At 62.0% G+C, this 19,166-nt stretch carries 13 protein-coding genes and 1 tRNA gene; 9 read left to right on the top strand and 5 right to left on the bottom strand.

Annotated features, from left to right (window positions below; all coding sequences use genetic code 11):
* Window positions 1–27: 27 nt before the first annotated feature.
* Together KF691_14375 and KF691_14380 are read left to right on the top strand one after the other, a co-directional pair.
* Window positions 28–1,845 carry a M3 family oligoendopeptidase gene (locus tag KF691_14375; GenBank protein MBX3390630.1) on the top strand — a complete coding sequence of 606 codons (1,818 nt, stop codon included), beginning with the start codon at window positions 28–30 and terminating at the stop codon, window positions 1,843–1,845.
* A gap of 132 nt (window positions 1,846–1,977) precedes the next feature.
* Entirely contained in the window at window positions 1,978–2,205 is a 228-nt protein-coding gene (locus KF691_14380; GenBank protein ID MBX3390631.1) for a hypothetical protein, read from the top strand.
* On the opposite strand, the gene KF691_14385 is transcribed toward KF691_14380, so the two are convergent.
* Entirely contained in the window at window positions 2,169–4,103 is a 1,935-nt protein-coding gene (locus KF691_14385) for a DUF885 domain-containing protein (GenBank protein MBX3390632.1), read from the bottom strand. The two genes, KF691_14380 and KF691_14385, sit on opposite strands and share 37 nt — an antisense overlap.
* Window positions 4,104–4,253: 150 nt before the next feature.
* Here KF691_14385 and KF691_14390 point away from each other — a divergent pair.
* Window positions 4,254–4,324: transfer RNA gene (locus tag KF691_14390), tRNA-Gln, on the top strand.
* A gap of 26 nt (window positions 4,325–4,350) precedes the next feature.
* On the opposite strand, the gene KF691_14395 is transcribed toward KF691_14390, so the two are convergent.
* Both KF691_14395 and KF691_14400 read right to left on the bottom strand, forming a co-directional pair.
* Window positions 4,351–6,852: a hypothetical protein gene (locus tag KF691_14395; GenBank protein MBX3390633.1), complete on the bottom strand. Its 2,502-nt coding sequence runs from the start codon at window positions 6,850–6,852 to the stop codon at window positions 4,351–4,353.
* A gap of 151 nt (window positions 6,853–7,003) precedes the next feature.
* A complete protein-coding gene (locus KF691_14400) occupies window positions 7,004–7,375 on the bottom strand; it encodes a hypothetical protein (protein MBX3390634.1) in 372 nt (123 codons plus the stop codon).
* Between the two features lie 70 nt (window positions 7,376–7,445).
* Between KF691_14400 and KF691_14405 the strand changes: the two genes are divergently transcribed.
* A complete protein-coding gene (locus tag KF691_14405) occupies window positions 7,446–7,796 on the top strand; it encodes a hypothetical protein (protein ID MBX3390635.1) in 351 nt (116 codons plus the stop codon).
* A gap of 65 nt (window positions 7,797–7,861) precedes the next feature.
* Here KF691_14405 and KF691_14410 read toward each other — a convergent pair whose 3' ends face one another.
* Together KF691_14410 and KF691_14415 are read right to left on the bottom strand one after the other, a co-directional pair.
* Entirely contained in the window at window positions 7,862–8,302 is a 441-nt protein-coding gene (locus KF691_14410) for a hypothetical protein (protein MBX3390636.1), read from the bottom strand.
* A 34-nt stretch (window positions 8,303–8,336) separates the two neighbouring features.
* On the bottom strand, window positions 8,337–10,511 hold the full coding sequence (locus tag KF691_14415; protein MBX3390637.1) for an ABC transporter ATP-binding protein: 2,175 nt from the start codon (window positions 10,509–10,511) through the stop codon (window positions 8,337–8,339).
* Between the two features lie 66 nt (window positions 10,512–10,577).
* Here KF691_14415 and ggt point away from each other — a divergent pair, with 66 nt between their 5' ends.
* The 5 genes from ggt to KF691_14440 all read left to right on the top strand — a co-directional run bounded on the left by ggt (window position 10,578) and on the right by KF691_14440 (window position 19,162).
* Window positions 10,578–12,410 carry a gamma-glutamyltransferase gene (gene ggt, locus KF691_14420; GenBank protein ID MBX3390638.1) on the top strand — a complete coding sequence of 611 codons (1,833 nt, stop codon included), beginning with the start codon at window positions 10,578–10,580 and terminating at the stop codon, window positions 12,408–12,410.
* A complete protein-coding gene (ubiA, locus tag KF691_14425) occupies window positions 12,407–13,375 on the top strand; it encodes a putative 4-hydroxybenzoate polyprenyltransferase (GenBank protein MBX3390639.1) in 969 nt (322 codons plus the stop codon). Before ggt ends, ubiA begins: the two co-directional genes overlap by 4 nt.
* A gap of 211 nt (window positions 13,376–13,586) precedes the next feature.
* Window positions 13,587–14,708, top strand: a complete 1,122-nt coding sequence (locus tag KF691_14430; protein ID MBX3390640.1) for a hypothetical protein — start codon at window positions 13,587–13,589, stop codon at window positions 14,706–14,708.
* Window positions 14,709–14,789: 81 nt separating this feature from the next.
* Window positions 14,790–17,936 carry a hypothetical protein gene (locus KF691_14435; protein MBX3390641.1) on the top strand — a complete coding sequence of 1,049 codons (3,147 nt, stop codon included), beginning with the start codon at window positions 14,790–14,792 and terminating at the stop codon, window positions 17,934–17,936.
* Window positions 17,937–18,037: 101 nt separating this feature from the next.
* Window positions 18,038–19,162 carry an alpha/beta hydrolase fold domain-containing protein gene (locus KF691_14440; protein ID MBX3390642.1) on the top strand — a complete coding sequence of 375 codons (1,125 nt, stop codon included), beginning with the start codon at window positions 18,038–18,040 and terminating at the stop codon, window positions 19,160–19,162.
* Window positions 19,163–19,166 lie beyond the last annotated feature (4 nt).

Genomic DNA, 19,166 nt, shown 5'->3' on the forward strand with positions numbered 1-19,166 from the left:
GCGGCCTTCGCGGCGTTTTTTCTTTGGATGTCTGCTATCGTCGGGACGCGGCGCGATGCCGCATCGCGAGAGGAAGGACGACGATTGACATCAGCAACCATCGAGTTTGTGCCCCCGGCAACGAGCGTTCCCGCTTCGCTGGATGCCACTTCATGGAGCGCTCTGGAGCCGGTTTTTCACGAGCTGCTTGATCGTCCCCTGCGCTCCCGGGCGGACTTCGATGCGTGGATGATCGACCGGAGCGAACTGGACGCGGCGTGTTCGGAAGCGCAGGCCAATCTGTATATCGCGATGACGTGCGCGACCGAAGACGCCCCGGCGCAGCGGGCGTACGCGGAATTCATCGAGAACATCGTCCCCAAAATAAAGCCGCTCGCGTTTGCGCTGGACAAGAAGCTGACGGCCGAGGCGGAGCGTCTGAGCCTTTCGGATGAGCGGTATGGAGTCGTGATTCGCGACACTGCGGCGGATATCGCGCTTTTTCGTACCGAGAACATCCCGCTCGAGACCGAGCTTTCCAAGTTGAGCCAGAAGTACGATCAGATAATCGGCGCGATGACGGTGTCGTTTGACGGAGGTGAAAAGACGCTGCCTCAGATGGCGGTGTACCAGGAGTCGATCGACCGCTCCGTGCGAGAAAGCGCCTGGCGGAGCGTTGCCGCACGCCGCTTGCAGGACAAAGACGGGATCGACAGCCTGTTCGACACCATGGTCGAAATGCGCGATCGGGTCGCACGCAACGCCGGGTTCGCGGACTTTGTCGGCTACGTCTTCAAGGCGAAGCACCGATTCGATTACACACCGAGGCATTGTTTCGATTTTCATCGTGCCTGCGAGGACGTCGTCGTTCCGATGATCCGGCGCCAGGAGGAGAAGCGCCGGCGCTCGCTCGGCGTCGATGTTCTGCGCCCGTGGGACCTCACCGTCGATGTCAAAGGGCGTGGCCCGCTGCGACCGTTCAGTAACGGCACGGAATTGATGTCCAAGTCGGTCCGGACATTCAACAGGCTCGATCCGCGGTTGGGCTCGATGCTCGCCGAACTCGGAAGCGGAAGCGAAGCACGTGGATCGGCTGATGGCGCCTGCCTCGATCTGGATTCGCGCAAAGGCAAGGCTCCCGGCGGTTATCAGTACGTACGCGACCGCTCGCGCAAGCCGTTCATTTTCATGAATGCCGCAGGTACCGGGCGGGATGTATCGACCATGCTGCACGAAGCGGGGCACGCTTTTCACTCCGTGCTGTCGATTAACGAGCCGCTGCTGGCGTATCGGCACGCGCCGCTAGAGTTCTGCGAGGTCGCGAGCATGAGCATGGAACTGCTGACGCTGCCTCACATCGGCGGACAAGACGGCTTTTATTCCTCGGAGGAAGACCTGGCCCGCGCCCGGCGCCAGCAGATCGAGCGTGCCGTCTATTTGCTCCCCTGGATCGCCACGGTCGATGCGTTCCAGCACTGGATCTATACCAACCCCCGCCATTCGCACGAGCAGAGAATCGAGGAATGGCTGCGCCTCGACACGCGGTTCGGCAGCTCTTGTTCGTGGGAAGGGATCGAGGAGACACGCCGGTACATCTGGCATCGCCAGTCGCACATCTTTTCGGTCCCGTTCTACTACATCGAATACGCGATTGCCCAGCTGGGCGCATTGCAGTTATGGCTGATCGGGCTTGAACGAGGCGAAAAAGCGGCCATCGACCTGTACATCCGGGCGATGACGCTGGGCGGGTCAAGGCCGTTGCCGGCGCTCTTCAGCGCCGCCGGGTTGCGCTTTGATTTTGGACCCGAAACGGTGCGCCGGCTGGTCGACAGGGCCGAAGCCGAACTGGACCGACTCCCAGAATAGCGACGGGCCTCAGGCTACCCCAGCCCGCATAGACGGAACTCGCCCAAGCCCCAGTGGCTGGCGGAACGAAAGAGCAAGCAAGTTGGAATGTCCGTGAACCGATGGACGCGTACCTGCATGGAGGCGGTGCGTATGGGTCCTACCGAAAAATCGTTCAGTCAAGTCAAGGCGATTCTGGGCAAGCTGGATCGCTCGATCGACGAGGTCCGGGCCCGCCGCACGACCGGTGACCACAAGGCGTTCCCCACGCCGGCACCAGTTCCGCCGCCGATGATCACCCCCGCACCGAGGCCCGCTGAGGCTGCAAACCGGCAGAACAGCCCCTACGGGCGCGCGACGCCGCTGCCCTTCGGCGGCTGAACTGTTTCTTTCACCTGATTCGCGATCCAGCGGTCGATGCGTTTCTCGAGCACGCTCAGAGGTAACGCGCCCGCGCCCAGAATCTCATCATGAAAAGCGCGAACATCGAACCGATCACCGAGCGTGTTTTCGGCACGTGATCGCAGCTCGCGGATCTTCAGTTCGCCGATCTTGTACGCGCAGGCTTGACCGGGCCAGCCAATGTAGCGGTCGATCTCGCTCACCGTGTCGAGCTCGGTGCCGGCGCTGTTGGCGAGCATGTAGTCGATCGCCTGCTGGCGCGTCCAGCCCATCGCGTGCATGCCTGTATCAACGACGAGCCTGCAGGCACGCCAGATCTCGTCGCTCAGCCGCCCGAAATAGTCGTACGGGTCGGCGTAGACACCTCGCGCTTCGGGATTCGCTTTCGTGCGCGGACTGTCTCCCATTTCCAGGCCGAGACTTTCGCTGTAGAGCGCCCAGCCTTCCACGTAGGACGTGTACTGGATCTGCGTGCGATACGGATGAAGCCCTTGGAGTTCATCCGCGATCGAGAGCTGAAAGTGATGCCCCGGAACGCTTTCGTGGAGCGAGAGCGACCACATGCCATAGCGCGGGCGCTGGCTGAGGTCGTAGGTGTTCACCATGAAGTAGCCGGGAACGCCGGACTTGATCGAACCGGGGTAGCAGTATGCCGCGGGAGAGCTCGGCGCCGCGAACCGCGGGATGGGCCGCACTCCGTACGAAAGCCTGGGGAGAACACCGAAGAGCCGAGTGAGATCGGGGTCGATGGTCTTGCAAATCACCTTGTAGCCGTCGAGAAGCGATTTCTCGTCGGTGAAGTAGAAGCGCGGATCGGTGCGGAGAAACTCGACGAACTTGGCGAATGGTTCCTCGCCCTGGTACTTGTCCTTCTCGGCCCAGTCGGTCTCGTCGATCACACGCATCATCTCGGCCTTGATCCGCGCGACTTCCTTGAGGCCGATCTCGTGGATCTGCTGGGCCGTCAGATTCGTGGTTGTTTCGCGGCGGAGATTGGATTCGTATGCCGCCAGACCATCGAGCCCCTGCGCGGCGCCGACGCTGTCGCGGCACTTTGGGATGTATTCCTTTTCGAGAAAATCGGCGAGCTCGCGGAACGCGGGCACGACTTGCTCGCGGACGGCTCTCGCGGCGCGGGCCGAGAGCGGATCGTTCGTCGGGCGCGCGCGAAATGGAGCGTAGAACGGAGAGAGCGAAGGATCGGCGATCACATCATCGCCCGCGAGGCCCCGCGTGAGCTCGACGCTCTTGGCGAGAATGACTTTGGGCGGCACGCGGCCCGCGTTCAAGCCGTCACGCATGTTCGCGATGTGCTGCCGGATGAGAACAGGGATTTTTTCGAGACGAGTCGCGTAGTCGGCGAGCAGTGCATCGTTCTGCAGGGGCAACGACAAATAGAGTTGCGGCAGTTCGATGTGCGGACCGGAGAGCGCCGTGATCGGCTGCTGCTCGGAAAGGAAACGCGCGGAATCGAGAGCGACGCCGATCGTGTACTCGAGGAGATCGAGGTCGGTTGCGTCGGCTTCCGCGAGACCGGTGCGATCGAACGCTCTGATGCGAGTGAGGAAGGACCTCAGTTGCCCTCGTTCTTCGGCGATTGCGCCCGCACTCATGTCGCTCAGTTGATCGTTGAATCGCAGGTCTCCCTTGGTGCTCGCCCCCTCGGGACTCGTCCGCATCGTGAAGTCGTAGTATTCATCCAGAAGCGCGAGCACCTTCGGCGAGCGGTCTGCGATTTCGGTGTGTGTCGGCACAAATGCGGGTTTCGTCGCCGGTTCACCCGCGCCGATCGAAGCGTTTCCAAAGCTGACAAAAACAAAGGCGGCAACCGCGACCGCCGCGCGACACCGATCCCGGACGCAAATTCCGTTGTGCATGGCGCGAGTTTACAGGGTGAGGCGTACCCGGATGCGTGCGCCATGGTTGAAGTCGGAACGGTCTTACGAGCCGGCCTCGCCCGGCTCTCGGCGCTTGCCGAGCCCGGTTTCGGGCGTACCATTGCCCCTTGAAATATCGGCCGGATTGTCTGGGGATTGGTGTAACGGTAGCACGAGTGACTCTGACTCACTTAGTCTAGGTTCGAATCCTAGATCCCCAATTTTTCTGCGAGACATTCACGCAGCGTCACGGACAAATCAGCGCGTCGTACCCGGCGACAAACTCCACGAAATCCAGATCATCGGTGAGCGTGTCGCCCGTCAGGTCGCCCGCGGGATTGGTCAATTCGTTGTACGCGCCGGCGAAGATGACGAAGTCCGCGTCATCGACGAAGCCGTCGCTGTTGAAATCGCCCGGGCAGAAGCTCGCCGCGGGAACACAGACGCCCGAATTTCCCGTGGGCAGCGAGTAGTTCAACGTCCAGTTTCCTTCGCTCGCGGTCACAACCAGTTTCAGCGCGATGGGAGTGCCGCACGGATGCGCCGGGTCGATGGCGATCACCGCGGGAAGCATCCCCGCCGCCATACTCCCCTGAGGCATGTCGGGATAGTCCAATTGCGAGAGCAGCACCGTCGCTGTCGGAGTCGTTGTCGAAAGCGTCGCGTGAACGTTGGTGGCGGAAACCAGTCCGCTGCTGAGAACATCAAGGTACACCCGTAGTTTCGACTCGCCGGGCTCGGCGATTCCGTTGCCGTTTCCGTTCGCGAACGCGTCGTCGATCCTGACCGGAGAAACTGATTCGAGCCGGGCCGCGTTCGGTGCGCTCGTGATCGAGAAACTCGCATCCGAAATGTCAAAGTAGATCGCGTTGACCGGCTGCACGCGGATGCGGCAATTGGTCGCCGTTTGCGGGAGCGCCACCGCCTCGACGCCGTCGTTCGGCGTGTCCGAAGCGAGGACGGTCGGGAAAGTGTTGCCGCCGTCCGTCGAAAGCAGAATGTTCACCTTGGTGTGACCAAAGGGAGAAGTCTGCGTGCCGCCGACCAGCCAACGAATCACCGCAGCACCGGACTTCGAAGCGGACGTGTTCGGCTCGGTGATCTTGAACGGTCCGTTCGCGGAGTACGAGCGAATCAGGGCCTCGGTGTAGTTCTGTCCGCCGCCGCCCGCCCGGTTGTCGCGTGCCGTCATCCGAAACCGCATGAACCGAGTCGTCGTCGGCATGATCTCGCCAAGAGAGCCCGACAGATTCCCGGTCAGCACGGTGGAGAGCTTCGGAAAAACTCGCTTGTTCCCGGTTGTGCTCGGCGGGAAGGAGCGGAAGAGCGGACCGTTTCCGGCGTCGCCAGCTGAGAGCGACCGGCGCTGCCCCGTGTCACGCTGCTCCCATGTGAAGGTCAGCGTGTCGCCATCGGGGTCGGTGGCCGAGCCCGTCAGTTCAAAGGGCGTGCCGATCGGGATCGGCGCCTGATTGATCACGGAGGTCTGGGCGGTCGGGAAGCCGTTTCCGGTTGTGATGATCTCCGAGCAGGTGCGCGACGCAGAAAAATCGGTGATCTGCTGCACGCTTCCCTGGCTGTAGTAATTGTCGCGGAAATTCTGCACGTTGTCCGGGCTGCAGGAGCCCGCGTACGACATGATGGTCGATCCGCTGCCGGGCTCGTACGCGGCGCTTCCCGACCACTGCTCGGCCGTGCAAGAACCACCCGCGCCGTTCCAACTGTGCGGCGCGTTGAACTGGTGTCCCATCTCGTGATAGAAGGTCTGCGGATTCGAGAAAGTCGAGAAACTGGAAATGCCGGTCAGCCCGTTGGACTTGTTTCCGGTACACACGACACCGAGATTGGCGACACCGCCTCCGAAACGGGAAAAAACATGTCCGACATCGAAGCTGTTGAGGCCGACGTATGTGCTGAGCACCGTCCCGTTGCTCTGCATCATCTCCGTCCTGCCGGATGTATCAAACGGGTGCGATCCCGTATTGGTAAAGATGATCTGGTCGTTGTCGGCGATCACAATCAGACGGATCGAAAACTCTTTTTCCCAGAGAGCGTTCAGCGCGTTCACGGCGGTGGTCACACCCGAGAGCCCGCCGGCGACCGTTCCGCCGCAGACGTTCACGCACACCTGCGGGTCCATCGAAACGGCAACGCGATAGGTCCGGAGTTTGTCACCGGTCACGGCCGCGACCGCATTCAACGGCGTCTCAACCGGCTCGCCCGTCGTTCCGCATTCCCAACTCGGCGGAACCTGATTCTTCGTGAAGGCGCTCGAATAGACGGCGTCGGCGCCGAGATCAGACGGCGCAACCGAGTAGTCCCCGTCCGGCGAGAGCACGGTCGCGAAGAATCCGAGTTCGTTCAGGCACAGGCGCGCGGTCGCGGCCGGATCATCGATTCCCTGGGCAGAATACGTGCGGATCTGCGGATACTTCGCCGCGAGCGGCGGCTCCATGATCGGAGACTCCACCACTTCGAACGCCTCGATCAGTCCGTCCGGCCGGGGCAGCATCACGATCGGCGCATGCGCGGCTGCCGCAGAAAACTCGAGCGGCGCCTTCGAAAGAACCGCCTGTTGCGCCGCACGATCCAGTCGATACACGGCGCCCGAATCCGGCAGAGTTCTTGCCGCGTTCGCGCGGGCGATATCGGCCGGCGAGGCGAGCGACCAGACGCGTTCGGAATCAGCCCGAACCATCGGAACCACGAGCGAGAAAGACACAACGCCGAGTAACCATCCGCGTGCCATCGATACCTCCGATTGACGGGCAACCTCTCCCAGCATTATGTCAGCAGCGAGCGGTTTTGAGGCGCCCTGTTTCGGTATTTCCGCAAAAAGCAACCGGCCCGTCGGGATTTATCCGGACGGACCGTCGAGCGACACATTCGTGAAGGGCCCGTTAGCGCTCCGTCGCCTTCGCCAAGATTTCCGACTTTCCTTTGTCGTTCATACCCAGGAACTCCTGCTTGCAATCGTCGCAGCAGAACGCGATCGTTTTTCCCTGGTACGACGCCGTCAGATTCGGATCCGCATCGTGGCCTCCGATCGGGCAGGTCGTGTTGACTGGAGCCGAAGACTGCTGATTTCCCCCGGCGACAGGCTTGGCCTTGTCGCCTTCTTTGCACTCGCCGCCTCCCTTGCAGCAAGCTCCCTCGCCTTCGCAGCACTCATCGCCGTCGTCGCATTTCTCGTTGCAAGTGCATCCTGTGACAACCGCGGAAAGTGCGAGGGAAATCGACAGGAGCAAGGCCAATTTCAAGAGAGTCTTCAAGCGCTGTTTCCTTCCGGAATTCCTCGCGGCCAATCGCCGGGGCCTGGGTGAAATCAATCAGAACGCACACATGAATCATAACGCAATCAAAGGCCCGAGGCCCGGAGTGACCGGGCCCCGGACGCTCAAACCGGGTTATCCGCCGCAGGAGCCGGCGGCAGCACACTTCGATTTCTGCTTCTGCGCTCCGGCGCAGCCTGAGCCGGCACAATCGCTGGAAGCGCAGCATCCAGTACTGCAAGAGCAGTCGCTGCACGGGCAGGACGTACCGCAGCAACAGCAGCAGCAATCGGTACCGCTCGCAATCTGCGGCGCCGGCGACAACAGAACGAGCCCGGCGGTTGAAACAGCAAGCAATAGTGCGTTCATATCAAAGTCCTTTCGTGTAGCGGAAGCGCATCGGCTTCCGCTTCGTATTTGAATCGGTGGCTGCGCGCACTGCGCGCGGGCCATTGCAGATACACAACGTGTGAATGCCGCGGCTCTCTAGATCGTCCAGCGGCAGAATCTCTCGCAGGCAAATCGACCCGCGAAATCCGGCGGATGCACCATCGCCGGGACGCTGGCAATTCTGGCTCCGATCCGCTCCGGCATATTCAGCACGGGCGTTAAAACAAACAATCCCGAAAGCCGGAAGAGTTCGAGCACCGGACGCCGCTCCGGGCGCACCGGAACGCGCGGATCTTCGACGGTCAGCGGGCATTCGCAGCAACGTTCGCGCGTCGCGCGAACCGTTTGCCATTCAGCCCCGACCGCCTCATCGGCGAGGTTGGCCGGTTCGCGGCAACAAGTCGCTTCTTCTTCGAACTCGGTCTCAACCTCGCAACATCCGCCTGCTGTCGCGGCGACAAGCGACGCCGGTGCCGCGCACCAAAGCAGCAGCAGCGATTGGAAGAGGAGGCCGAAAATGACCCCGACGCGGACCATTGGCACCATGATACATCGGATTTGTAGAACCTGTTCATTCCGAAATGCCGGAGGCCGCGGTATCGCCCAATAAATGCCTGGATTCCGCGAGGTCCTCGCGGATACCCCTTGCGGCGTCGGGCGAATGGGCCTCGAGCTGGGTTCGAAGCAGATCGGCGTAGCGGCCCTCGAACGCCAGCAGTTGCTGGTGCGTGCCTGTTTCCACGACCCGGCCCTGTTCGAGCACGACGATGAGATCGGCGTGCCGGATGGTGCTCAATCTGTGGGCGATCACGAAGCAGGTGCGGCCCTTCATCAGAACTCCGAGGCTCCGCTGAATAAGCGCCTCGCTTTCGGCGTCGAGGTTGCTCGTGGCCTCGTCCAGAATAAGGATCGCGGGATCCGCGAGTAGCGCCCGCGCGATCGCGAGCCGTTGCTTCTGCCCGCCGCTCAGCCGCACTCCCCGCTCGCCGATCAGCGTCTGATACCCGTGCTCAAGCCTGTCGATGAACTCCGCGGCATTCGCAGATTCCGCCGCACGCTTCACGGCCTGCATGACTTCTTCTTCGGTGACCAAACCGTTGCCGCTGGAGGCCAGCCGACCGTACGCGATGTTCGCCGCGATCGTGCCATCAAACAGAAAAACGTCCTGCTCGACGATTCCCAGCAGCCTGCGGAAGGATCGCACATCGATGTTCTTGAGATCGACGCCGTCGAGCATGATCCGGCCGGCGGGCCATTTGCCGCCGGGTGCTTCCTCATCCGGTACTTCGCAGGGATCAAAGAATCGCGCGATCAGATTGCAGAGTGTGGTCTTGCCGCTGCCGCTGGCGCCGACGAGCGCGACGGTCATACCCGCGCGAATGTCGAGCGAAACATCTTTCAGGACCGCGCGGGGGGCGGGCGTGGCTTGGTCGCCCTTTGCGCCCGAAGACTTGCTCCTGGCCTGCAGAATCGGATACGCGAACGACACGTGCTCGAGCGCAATGTGCCCCCTCACCTTCGCGCGATCGAGCTGGAGTTTGCCCTCCTGTCCGTCGTCGCCGAACTCGCCCGGCTCCGAGAGCACATCGAGAATCCGATCAAATCCCGCGAGATTCGTCTGAACCGCCGTCGCGGTATTGGTCAGCGTCTCGAGCGGGCTGAGCAGCATGAGCAAGTAGCTCGTGAACATCATCACCTCGCCGATGGTGAGGTTGCCGCGGATGACCTGCGTGCCTCCGTAGACCAGCACGCCCGTGCTCGCGACAGGAATGAGCAGCGACCAGACCATCTCCAGGATCCGCGACCACCACCAGACCAGGATCTCCTGGCGCGACATGAGGTGCCCGGCCTTGGTGAATCGGCCGGATTCGGAGAGCTCGCGTGAGAATCCGCGGACCACGCGCATGCCCCCGAACGCCTCGGTGCTGTGCGCATCGATGCTGGTGCGGGTGATCTTGATATCGCGATAGATCGGTCGGATGCGGTTGATCCACGTCCGGTGGCTCAGCCAGACCGCCGGAATGAGCAGCATCCCGCCGACCAGAAGCCGCCAATCAACCAGCGCGAGGATCGCGAGCGTTCCGACAAGCTGGACAATCGCTCGCCAGGGGTTGTAGAGGAGGCTGAAGAGAAGCTCCGCCGCGGCACCGGCATCTTCGCGGAGAATGCTCACGACGCCGCCGGTCTTGAGCTGGTAGATCCGGTGAAGAGGGAGTCTCGACGCGTGCTCGAACACCTGCATCCGCATCGAGGCTTGCACGCGCTTCGTGAGTCGCGTCATCTGCCAGCGTCCCCAAGTCCACACCACGATGTTGATCATCGTGAGAACGACCATGAAGAACCCGAGCACCCACAGCAAACGGACCCGATCGAGTTTTTCGATGGAGCTCCAGTCGATGTTGACGCCTGTCGCCGCGATGAGGCGACGCGCCACCTCGGGTATGCCGGAAGGTCCGGGGTGATCGGTGACGATGTAGTCAATTGTGATCAGCGTGCTCGCGGGCATGAGCAGACCGATGCCGGTCGCGAGCGTGACGGTTCCGAGTGCCGCGACCACCGTCTTGCGATGTTCCCGGATCTGCTTCCAGAACAGCCGAAAGAGCTCAAAGAAGCCGCGCCCTCGCGCTCCCTTGCGCTGCCTCTGGCCGGTCGCCTCCGCCGCGTCGAGCTTGGCCCACGCCGGATCCTTGCGCTTCGTCAGATATTCCTGATAGCGGGAGCGGCTGCTCCGTCGCTGAAACAACATGCACAACAATATGGGGTCGCGCCGCGCTCTGAATTCCACACCCTGCTTGCGGGCTACCTTTCGCCGATGTTCCGTCGATTGGCTCTGCCCACCCTTGCCTGCGTCCTCCTCGCTTCCTGCGCTCAGACGCAACTCGCCGGGAAACAGGGACTTGCCGCAGCGCCGCGCTCATCCCTGAGGGCCGGCGCGGAACCGACGTACAAGCACGTCGTCGCGGCGGATCAGGAAATCGCCTCGCAGGCCGGGCTCGAGATGCTTCAAAGAGGCGGCAATGCGATCGATGCCGCCGTTGCCGCGAGTTTCACGCTTTCGGTTGTTCGGCCCTATTCCTGCGGGATCGGCGGGGGCGGGTTCATGCTCATCCATCTCAAGAAGCATCCGAAGATCGACGGCCTGCCTCGCACCGTCGCCCTCGACTACCGCGAAGTCGCGCCCGCATGGGCAAAGGCTGATTTTTTCGAGACCGATCCGAGGTTGAAGAATGATCCGAGCGCGTCGACGATGGGCGCGCACGCCGTTGCGATCCCGGGCACCGTCGCGGGTCTTCTCGAGGCGCTCGCAACGTACGGGACGCTTCCCCGGGAGACCGTGCTCGCGCCGGCGATCCGTGCCGCCGAAGCGGGCTTCGCCGTGGACGCGGACTACATTCGCGCCACGAATTCACCCAATGTCGCCCGAGGGCTCAAAGACGGCGGCCGTTTCGCTCAGTTTCGCACGATCTACCTTCTGAACGGAACGATCAGAGAGGGCGACATTCTCAAACAGCCCGAACAGGCGCGTGCGCTGAAGCTCATCGCGCGCGACGGCGCGAGCGCGTTCTACAAAGGAGAAATCGCCACCGCGATCCGGCGCGTGCTCGCGGCGGGCGGCGCCGAAGTTTCCGCGATAGAATTGGCCGCGTATCGACCGCGCGAGCTGCCCGCCCTTTCCACGGTATTCCAAGGAAGGCGTGTTTACGCGTTTCCGCCTCCTTCGAGCGGCGGCATCGTGCTGGTGCAGACACTCGGAATGATCGAAGCAAGGCGGAGAGAGTTCGATTCGTTCGAATTCGCCGGCAGTGAACAGATCCATTTTCTTGCCGAGGCTCTAAAGCATTCGTTTGCCGATCGCTCGCGCTTTCTCGCGGACCCGACGTTTGTCAACGTGCCCCTGCTCGCGCTCACGAGCCAGAGCAACACCCGCGAGCTCGCCTCCCGCATCGACATGACGCGCACGCAGCCGATTGATTCGTACGGAAGCCATCTGCCGCAGAACGACAACAAAGCAACAAGCGACGCCGGCACAAGCCATCTGAGTGCCGTCGATTCCTGGGGAAACGCTGTCGCCTGCACCGAAACGATCAATCTGAGTTTCGGGTCTCTTGTTTGTGTCCCCGGCTTCGGCTTCCTGCTGAACGATCAGATGGACGATTTCACGACCCGCCGCGGCAAACCGAACGCCTTTGGACTCCGGCAAGACGAGCGCAATCTCCCGGCTCCCGGCAAGCAGCCGCTCTCGAGCATGTGCCCCACCATCGTGCTCGCGGGTGAGTCCACATCTTCGCCGGTTGAACTCGTCGTTGGCGGATCGGGCGGGCCATGGATCATCACCGGAACGCTGCAGGTTCTGCTCGATTGCGTGACCTATGGAATCCCGGCGTCGAAGGCGGTCGCGCAGCCTCGCATTCACCATCAGTGGATGCCCAACGTGCTGCGTATCGAACCGGAGATCGCCGATTCGCACGAGCGCGCGGGAGCGAAAGAGCAAACGGTGCGCGCCGGACTCGAATCTCGCGGACATGAACTCAATCTCGGAAAATCCGAGTGCGTTATCCAGGTCATCCGGAAATCCCCCATCGCTCCCGGACGCTACGAAGCGGGAAGTGATCCGAGAAAGGGCGGCAAGCCCGCCGGCGAATGAGCACCTCGCTTCAAACTTCGGCCGGACCTCGAAGCGCAGTTGTCGATCGATTCGCGATCGCCGCGGGGGATATCAAACTCTCTCACTCGATTTTCGCGATGCCGTTCGCGCTCCTCGCCGCGTTCCTCGCTCGCCCGCACGAAATGCCCTGGCTCCGATTCGGCGTCGCCCTGGGGCTGGTCGTGGTCTGCATGTTTCTTGCACGAAGTTGGGCCATGCTGATCAACCGGCTCGCGGATCGCACGCTCGATGCGCAGAATCCCCGCACAGCTCGGCGCGCCTTTGCTTCGGGCCGGCTTTCTCCGCGTTTCGGCACGGCGCTCACGCTGTCGCTTGGTGCTCTCTTCGTCATGACGACCGCGATCTTTTGGCTTGCGTTCGCGAATCCGTGGCCGCTCGTGCTTTCGATTCCTGTGCTTCTCTGGATCGGGCTCTACTCCTTCACCAAGCGATTCACTTGGGCCTGCCACCTCTTTCTCGGGACCTCGCTCGCGGCATCGCCGCTCGCCGCCGCAATCGCAATCGAACCTGCCGCGCTCGGACTTCCCGCGGCGGCCTCCGGCCCTGTTGCAGCCGACTCGGGCGCCGCACTCTGGTTTCTCGCCGCGATGGTGACGCTGTGGGTTGCCGGCTTCGACATCATCTACTCGCTGCAGGATGTGGACGAAGACCGGCGCCAACGCCTGTTCAGCATTCCATCGCGACTCGGGGTGCGCACGGCCATTTGGATCAGCCGCGCGCTGCACGGCCTCGCCGTCGTTTGTCTGATCGAGGCGTGGCGATTCGATCCCCGGCTTGGTCCAGCATTCGGAGGCGGAATCGCCCTGGTTGCAGCGCTTCTCATCGTCGAGCATCTGATTCTCGCGCGACGGGGGAAAGCCGGTCTCGATGCCGCGTTCTTCACCATGAACAGCCTCGTGAGCCTCGTGGTGGGCGGCTTGGGTATCGCGGACACCGCGATTTAGTTATCGGACGATCGAATTCCGGCACGATCTCTCGGCGACTCGGAAAAACTCGTTCCGGGTGTCGCATCGGTGAAATGGCTGAGGTTCAGGTTCGATAAATACAACGCACGAATGCGCCAAGGACTGAAGTTCGATGCAGCCTTCGCGCCTTCGCACGCGGAAAGGGAATTGAACGCCGAGGAATCTCTCGAGCGAACCACAAAGGGTGCTGATGCTGAGGCCTTTGATCGCCGGCTTGCTGTTGTTGTCTCTCCGCACGGTGTGCGCCGGCGCTGTCGGCAGCGCGGTTGTCACTCCGGACAACGCAAACCTGCTGATCATCAGCGTGAATCCGTCATCGGGATCGCTGACGGCGTTCGCAACCAAGCCGGCGGGACGCTGGCTCGATCTCAGCGACGATGTGGACTCTTCAACGATCGGTTTGCTGCGCCACGCCATGCAGATTGGGTCAGAGGTCTGGGTCAGCGATCAGACGTCGAATTCGATCTATCGCTTTTCAGCCGAGGTCGAGCATCCCAGGTTTCTCGGAACGATTTCCAGCGTCAACAACCCGCGGGGCATGTGCGTTGTCAATGGAGAGGTCTGGGTTGCGAGCGGAAACATCGGTAGCGGCGGCGGCGTCGTGCGCCTCGGCTCGGCGGGAAACTTCCTCGCCTCGTTTTCCGCCGAGGATCCCTTTGCGGTTTACTCGCTGAACACCGACTGGATCGTCACCTCCAACATTCAGCAAAACCGGCTCGACCGTTTCCAGTCGTCGGGATCGATCGGCGCGGCCGGCGGAGTCTGGAGCGGATCGAGCCTCATTGATTTCCCGATGCAGATCGGGCGCTGGAACGAAAGCGGACAGGACCGGATTGTCGCGGTCGGATTCACGGGCGCATTTCCGGGCCTCTATGTCTACAACGCTTCGAACGGCGCGTTCGTGAAGCGCCTCTCGACGATCATCCTGCTCCCCGACATCACCGTGACGAATCCCCGGGGCTTCTCCCCGATCGGAACCGGTGAGCTGCTGTGGACCGCTTCTCAGGGAATCTTCGCGCTCAACCCGGCGAACGGATCGAGCCGCGTGATCTACACCGGCGACAATTTCAGTTGCGGATACTTGGGCTACGTCGACTTCCAGAAATACTGTGCCGGTGACATTAACAACGACGCGCTCGTGGACGATGCGGATTTTTCACTCTTCGTCGTGGCGTATAACCAGTTGGTCTGCCCCACGCTCGAGAACGGATATCCCGAGGGGTGTCCTTCCGACCTGAACGGCGACGGCTTCGTCGATGATCAGGATTTTCTGATCTTCGTCACCGCGTACAACACGCTTATTTGCCCGTAACCGTCCGGACGCGAGGATTGTCTTGCTTCATTCGGCGCGTGCCGGTACGCTCGGTGTTTCAATCACACGGAGCGAGGCGTGATGCGATCCCGAATTCGAGTTGTGGCCGCCGCGGCGGGGTGTGTCTTGATCGCCGGCGGGGCCAGCGCTCAATCCAAGGTTCAATTCACGTATCTCTGGCATCTCGAGCAGCCAATCTACTGGCCCGATCAGCAGGTATCCGGATTCGATCGCTACGAGCGCGCCCAGGAATCGCGCACGCACAAAGCGTCGGGCGCTGCGCATCCCGAAAACAACCTCGACGAAATCTTCGGTTCGGACGATCGAAAGGCCGTGTATCAGTATCGCACGCGCGACTGCGTGAACGCGATCTGCTGGACGCAGCGCGGCGGGGCGCAACTCACGTACTCCGGCGGGCTGATCGAGAACATCATGTCGCTCGGCGGAGCAAGCCAGCTCGGCTATTCGCCATCATGGATGAACTCCATCCGCGAGGCGCGAGGCTGGACGACGATCAGCGGAAAGCCGCGCCTCGATGTCGTCGTCTTCCCGTTCCATCATGCGCTCATGCCGCTCGTGGATGAAAACACCATGCGAAAGCAGGTGCAGGCGTACAAGCGCATCTACGCCGACGCGTGGGGCAGCGCGGTCCCGGTTTCTCGCGGCTTTTTCCCCAGCGAAATGGCGTTTTCCACCCGCATGATCGGCGTGCTCGCGAGCGAGAACATCGCGTGGTCGGTCGTGAGCGCGGAAAAAATCGCCCGTGCGCAGCCCGACTTTCCGGTGGTTTTCGGCTCCGGCGGCATCAACTGCGACCCGCCGAACAAATCCGATCAGATCAACCCGGCGAATTCGACGCTCATCAACGCGTGGTACCGGCAATCGATCTCGCGGGGTTGTTCGCCCGTCGAATCGCCCTTCTCGCTCCTTCCGCACCGCGCGAAATCCGTCGATCCGAACACAGGTACGGAGTCGTCGATCATCGTCGTGCCCTCATCGCAGGGTCTCTCTTGGCGCGACGGCTACTCGCCTTTAGGGACCAGCGACTTCGCAAATCTCGCGTCGCTCAACACCGGATCGCGGCCGCTGCTCATCACGCTCGCGCACGACGGCGACAACGCCTGGGGAGGTGGGTATTCGTACTACATGGAGGCGACGCCGAATCTCGTCTCGACCGCGAACGGCATATACCCGGCGACCACGATCGAGCAGTATCTGAGCGACTATCCGGTCGGCGCGAACGACTTCGTGCATGTGGAAGACGGAGCATGGGTGAATGCCGACGGGGACTTCGGTGCGCCGCAGTTCATCAATTGGAACTGGCCGCTCGTGAATGCGCAGGGCAACATCGATGTCGCGGGCGGCTGGGCGGAGGATGCTCGCAATTGGGCGGTCATCACCGCGATGCAGAACCGGGTTGAAACCGCGGAAGCGATCACGCTTGCGCGTCCGGTGTCATACCCGACGCACGGCGGCACGAACGGCGCGCCGCTCGACGTGGGCCGCATCGTCTACCCCGACAACGCAACGCTCCCCGCCGAACGCGCCTGGCATTACTTCATGGGCGCGCTCAACAGCGGCTACATGTACTACGGCACATCGCTCGACATGGAAGTGAAGCCGACCATCGCGTGCAACAACGCGGCGCGCCTTGCCGATCCGGTGATCGCGAGCGCCGGTCCGAGCGGCGACACGATCGCACCCACCATCTGGATTCCGCAGCGGACTCCGTGGAACCCAGGCTCGACCAACTTCGGCCCGCAGCACAAGTACCAGCAAGTCGTCAACAACGGCGACTTCGACATCTGGACCTTCGCCTACGACGCCAGCGGAATCCCGGACGGCAGCGTCATTCTGAAATACCGCTTCGACAACGACGGCGTGAATCCGCTGTCTTCCAGCCAGAACGAGACCTACGCCGGTGGCAGCGAAGTCGGCGCGTGGCAATCGGTGACGATGACCAAGCGCGTCTTCCCCGCGGGCAATTTCTTCAACGATCCCGGCATCAACTTCTTCGTTATGCCGCAGTACGTCGCGGACGAGTACCACACCCGCCTCACCGGAATCCGCAGCAAACTCGTCGACTACTACATCGAAGCGACCGACGCCCGCGGCAACATCAAGAAATCCCCGATCCAGCACGTCTGGGTCGGCGACGGCGCCGGCGCTTCCGGCGGCGGCGGCGACACCGTCGTGATCTCGCCGTCGAGCCCGATTGCCGGCCAGAATGTGACGATCACCTACGACTCCGCCGGTCGCCCGCTCGCGGGCGCGAGCAACGTCGCACTCTACTGGGGCATCAACCAGTGGACGCCCGTGCAGCCCGCGGTGCAGATGGCGTCCGGACCGGGCGCCGGAAAGTGGAATGTGACGATTTCGCTTCCGCCAAACGCGACCCAACTCGACATGGTCTTCAACAACGCGTTGCTCCCCGGAAGCGCCACGATCTGGGACAACAATGCATCGCAGGATTGGCACTTTCCTGTGAGCGGCGGACAACCGGTTGATACGTGGAGCGTCACCGGCGTGCGCGATCCCGCCTCGACGCTCATCGCGACGAGCGCCAGCAACAACATCAATCTGTGGGCCGGACTCAAGGGCGACATTTTCTACATGGCGACACAGGCCGCGGCGGGAAACAACGATCGGTTCCTCCTGCTCTCCGGCGCTTCCGGCCCCGGCTCGCTGCAGAATGCGATGTGGGGAAAAGGCGGGCAAGTGGGCGCCTGGGCTTCCTTCGTCGGCAACGAGAGCAGCAACGGGTACAACGCTTGGTTTGATGTTCCCAGCGGCAACATCACACAGAACGCGGCGACGAACAACGGCGGCGTGTTGTCCGCAACAATCGACCTGAAAAAGCGATTCGGAGGCGGAACAGCCCTTCCGGCGAAAGTCTTCGTCGCCGTCGGTACCTACCCCACCCCTGACGCAACGATGCCGATCGGCGCGGACTGCATCCCGGGTGCCGTCGGAAACAATCTGCCGAACGCAGTCGAGATCAAGCTCTGCCGATTCGCGAACCCGCGCTCGCCGCAAGGCTGCTGCCCGAGCGACTTGACCAACGACGGCTTCGTGGACGATGCCGACTTTGTGATCTTCGCCGGGTTCTACGACCAGCTCATCATGCCCGGCAACTACCAAGGGGCTGATCTCACCGGCGACGCTCAATGCGACGACTCAGATTTTGTCGTCTTTGCCGCGGCATACAACGAATTGCTCTGCCCCTGAGCCCGAAAACTAGCTGTGCTCTTGAGCCGCCGCAATAGTAGAGCCCGACTTGCGTTCTCCGATTGCTAATTCCGCGTTCCACGGGATCGGAGATCACGCGTATGAATCGTTTTCTGCTTTCCGCTTACTCTGCCGCCACGCTCTGTTCAGCTGCAATCGCACAGCTTCCCACCTTCAACGAAGTCGTGTTCGCCACCGTTCAGCGTGACAATGGAACGGCGATGCAGCTTCACATCGATATCTATTGGAACAACAACATCGCTCCGGGTTCGCCCTCGCCGTGCGTCGTCTGGATTCACGGCGGCGCGTGGATCGGCGGCACGCACAACAATGTTCCTGCCGGTGCGAAAGCTCTCCTTCAGAGCGGCTTCGTCGTTGCCAGTGTCGAATACCGCCTGAGTTCCGACGCGATTTTTCCGGCGCAAATACTCGACGTGAAGGGAGCGATCCGATTTCTCAAGCGCAATTCGGCAACATTCCGCATCGATCCCGCTCGGATCGCGACCTGGGGCAGCAGCGCGGGCGGGCATCTCTCGGCGCTCGCGCTCACAAGCAACAACGTGTTCGAACTCGAAGGATTTGTCGGCGGCACCGGCCCGTTTGCAACGATCCGCACCGCCGTGGATTACTTCGGGCCCACCGATCTGTTGAACATGAATCCGGATGTCGTCACGCCCCCGGGTTCGACGACGGATCACGACGCGCCGAGTTCCGGAGAGTCTCTACTCATCGGTTTCGGCCAGCCCGGCGAGGGCGTCGGCGTGCTCCGGGCGAATCAGAACAATCCCGCCTCACCTTTCCCGGAGAAGATGCGTCTCATCACGCTGGCAAATCCCATCTCGCACGTGAATGCGCGCGATCGACGCATCTTCATCGCCCACGGCACGGTCGATACTTCCGTCCCGATCAAGCAGAGCCAGAAACTCTTTGACTCGCTTTCCGCGGCAAACGCATCGCCAACGTTTCTTCCCGTTCCGGGGGCGGGTCATGGCGACCTCGGCGCGCAGACCGACCAGGCGGCACGCGAATTCCTCATCGCCGAGCTCACTCGCTGCTTTCAAGACATGAATCGCGACGGCATCGTCGATGACGGCGACTTCGTGCGATTCGCGTTCAGCTACGACGCATTGCTGGACGTCGGAGGAGATTTCAACGGCGACGGTGTTACCGACGACGACGATTTCGTTCTCTTTGTCTCGGCGTACGACAAGCTCGGCTGCAATTGACCGC

The organism is Phycisphaeraceae bacterium, from assembly GCA_019636555.1.
In the GTDB taxonomy this organism is placed as follows: Bacteria; Planctomycetota; Phycisphaerae; order Phycisphaerales; family UBA1924; genus JAFEBO01.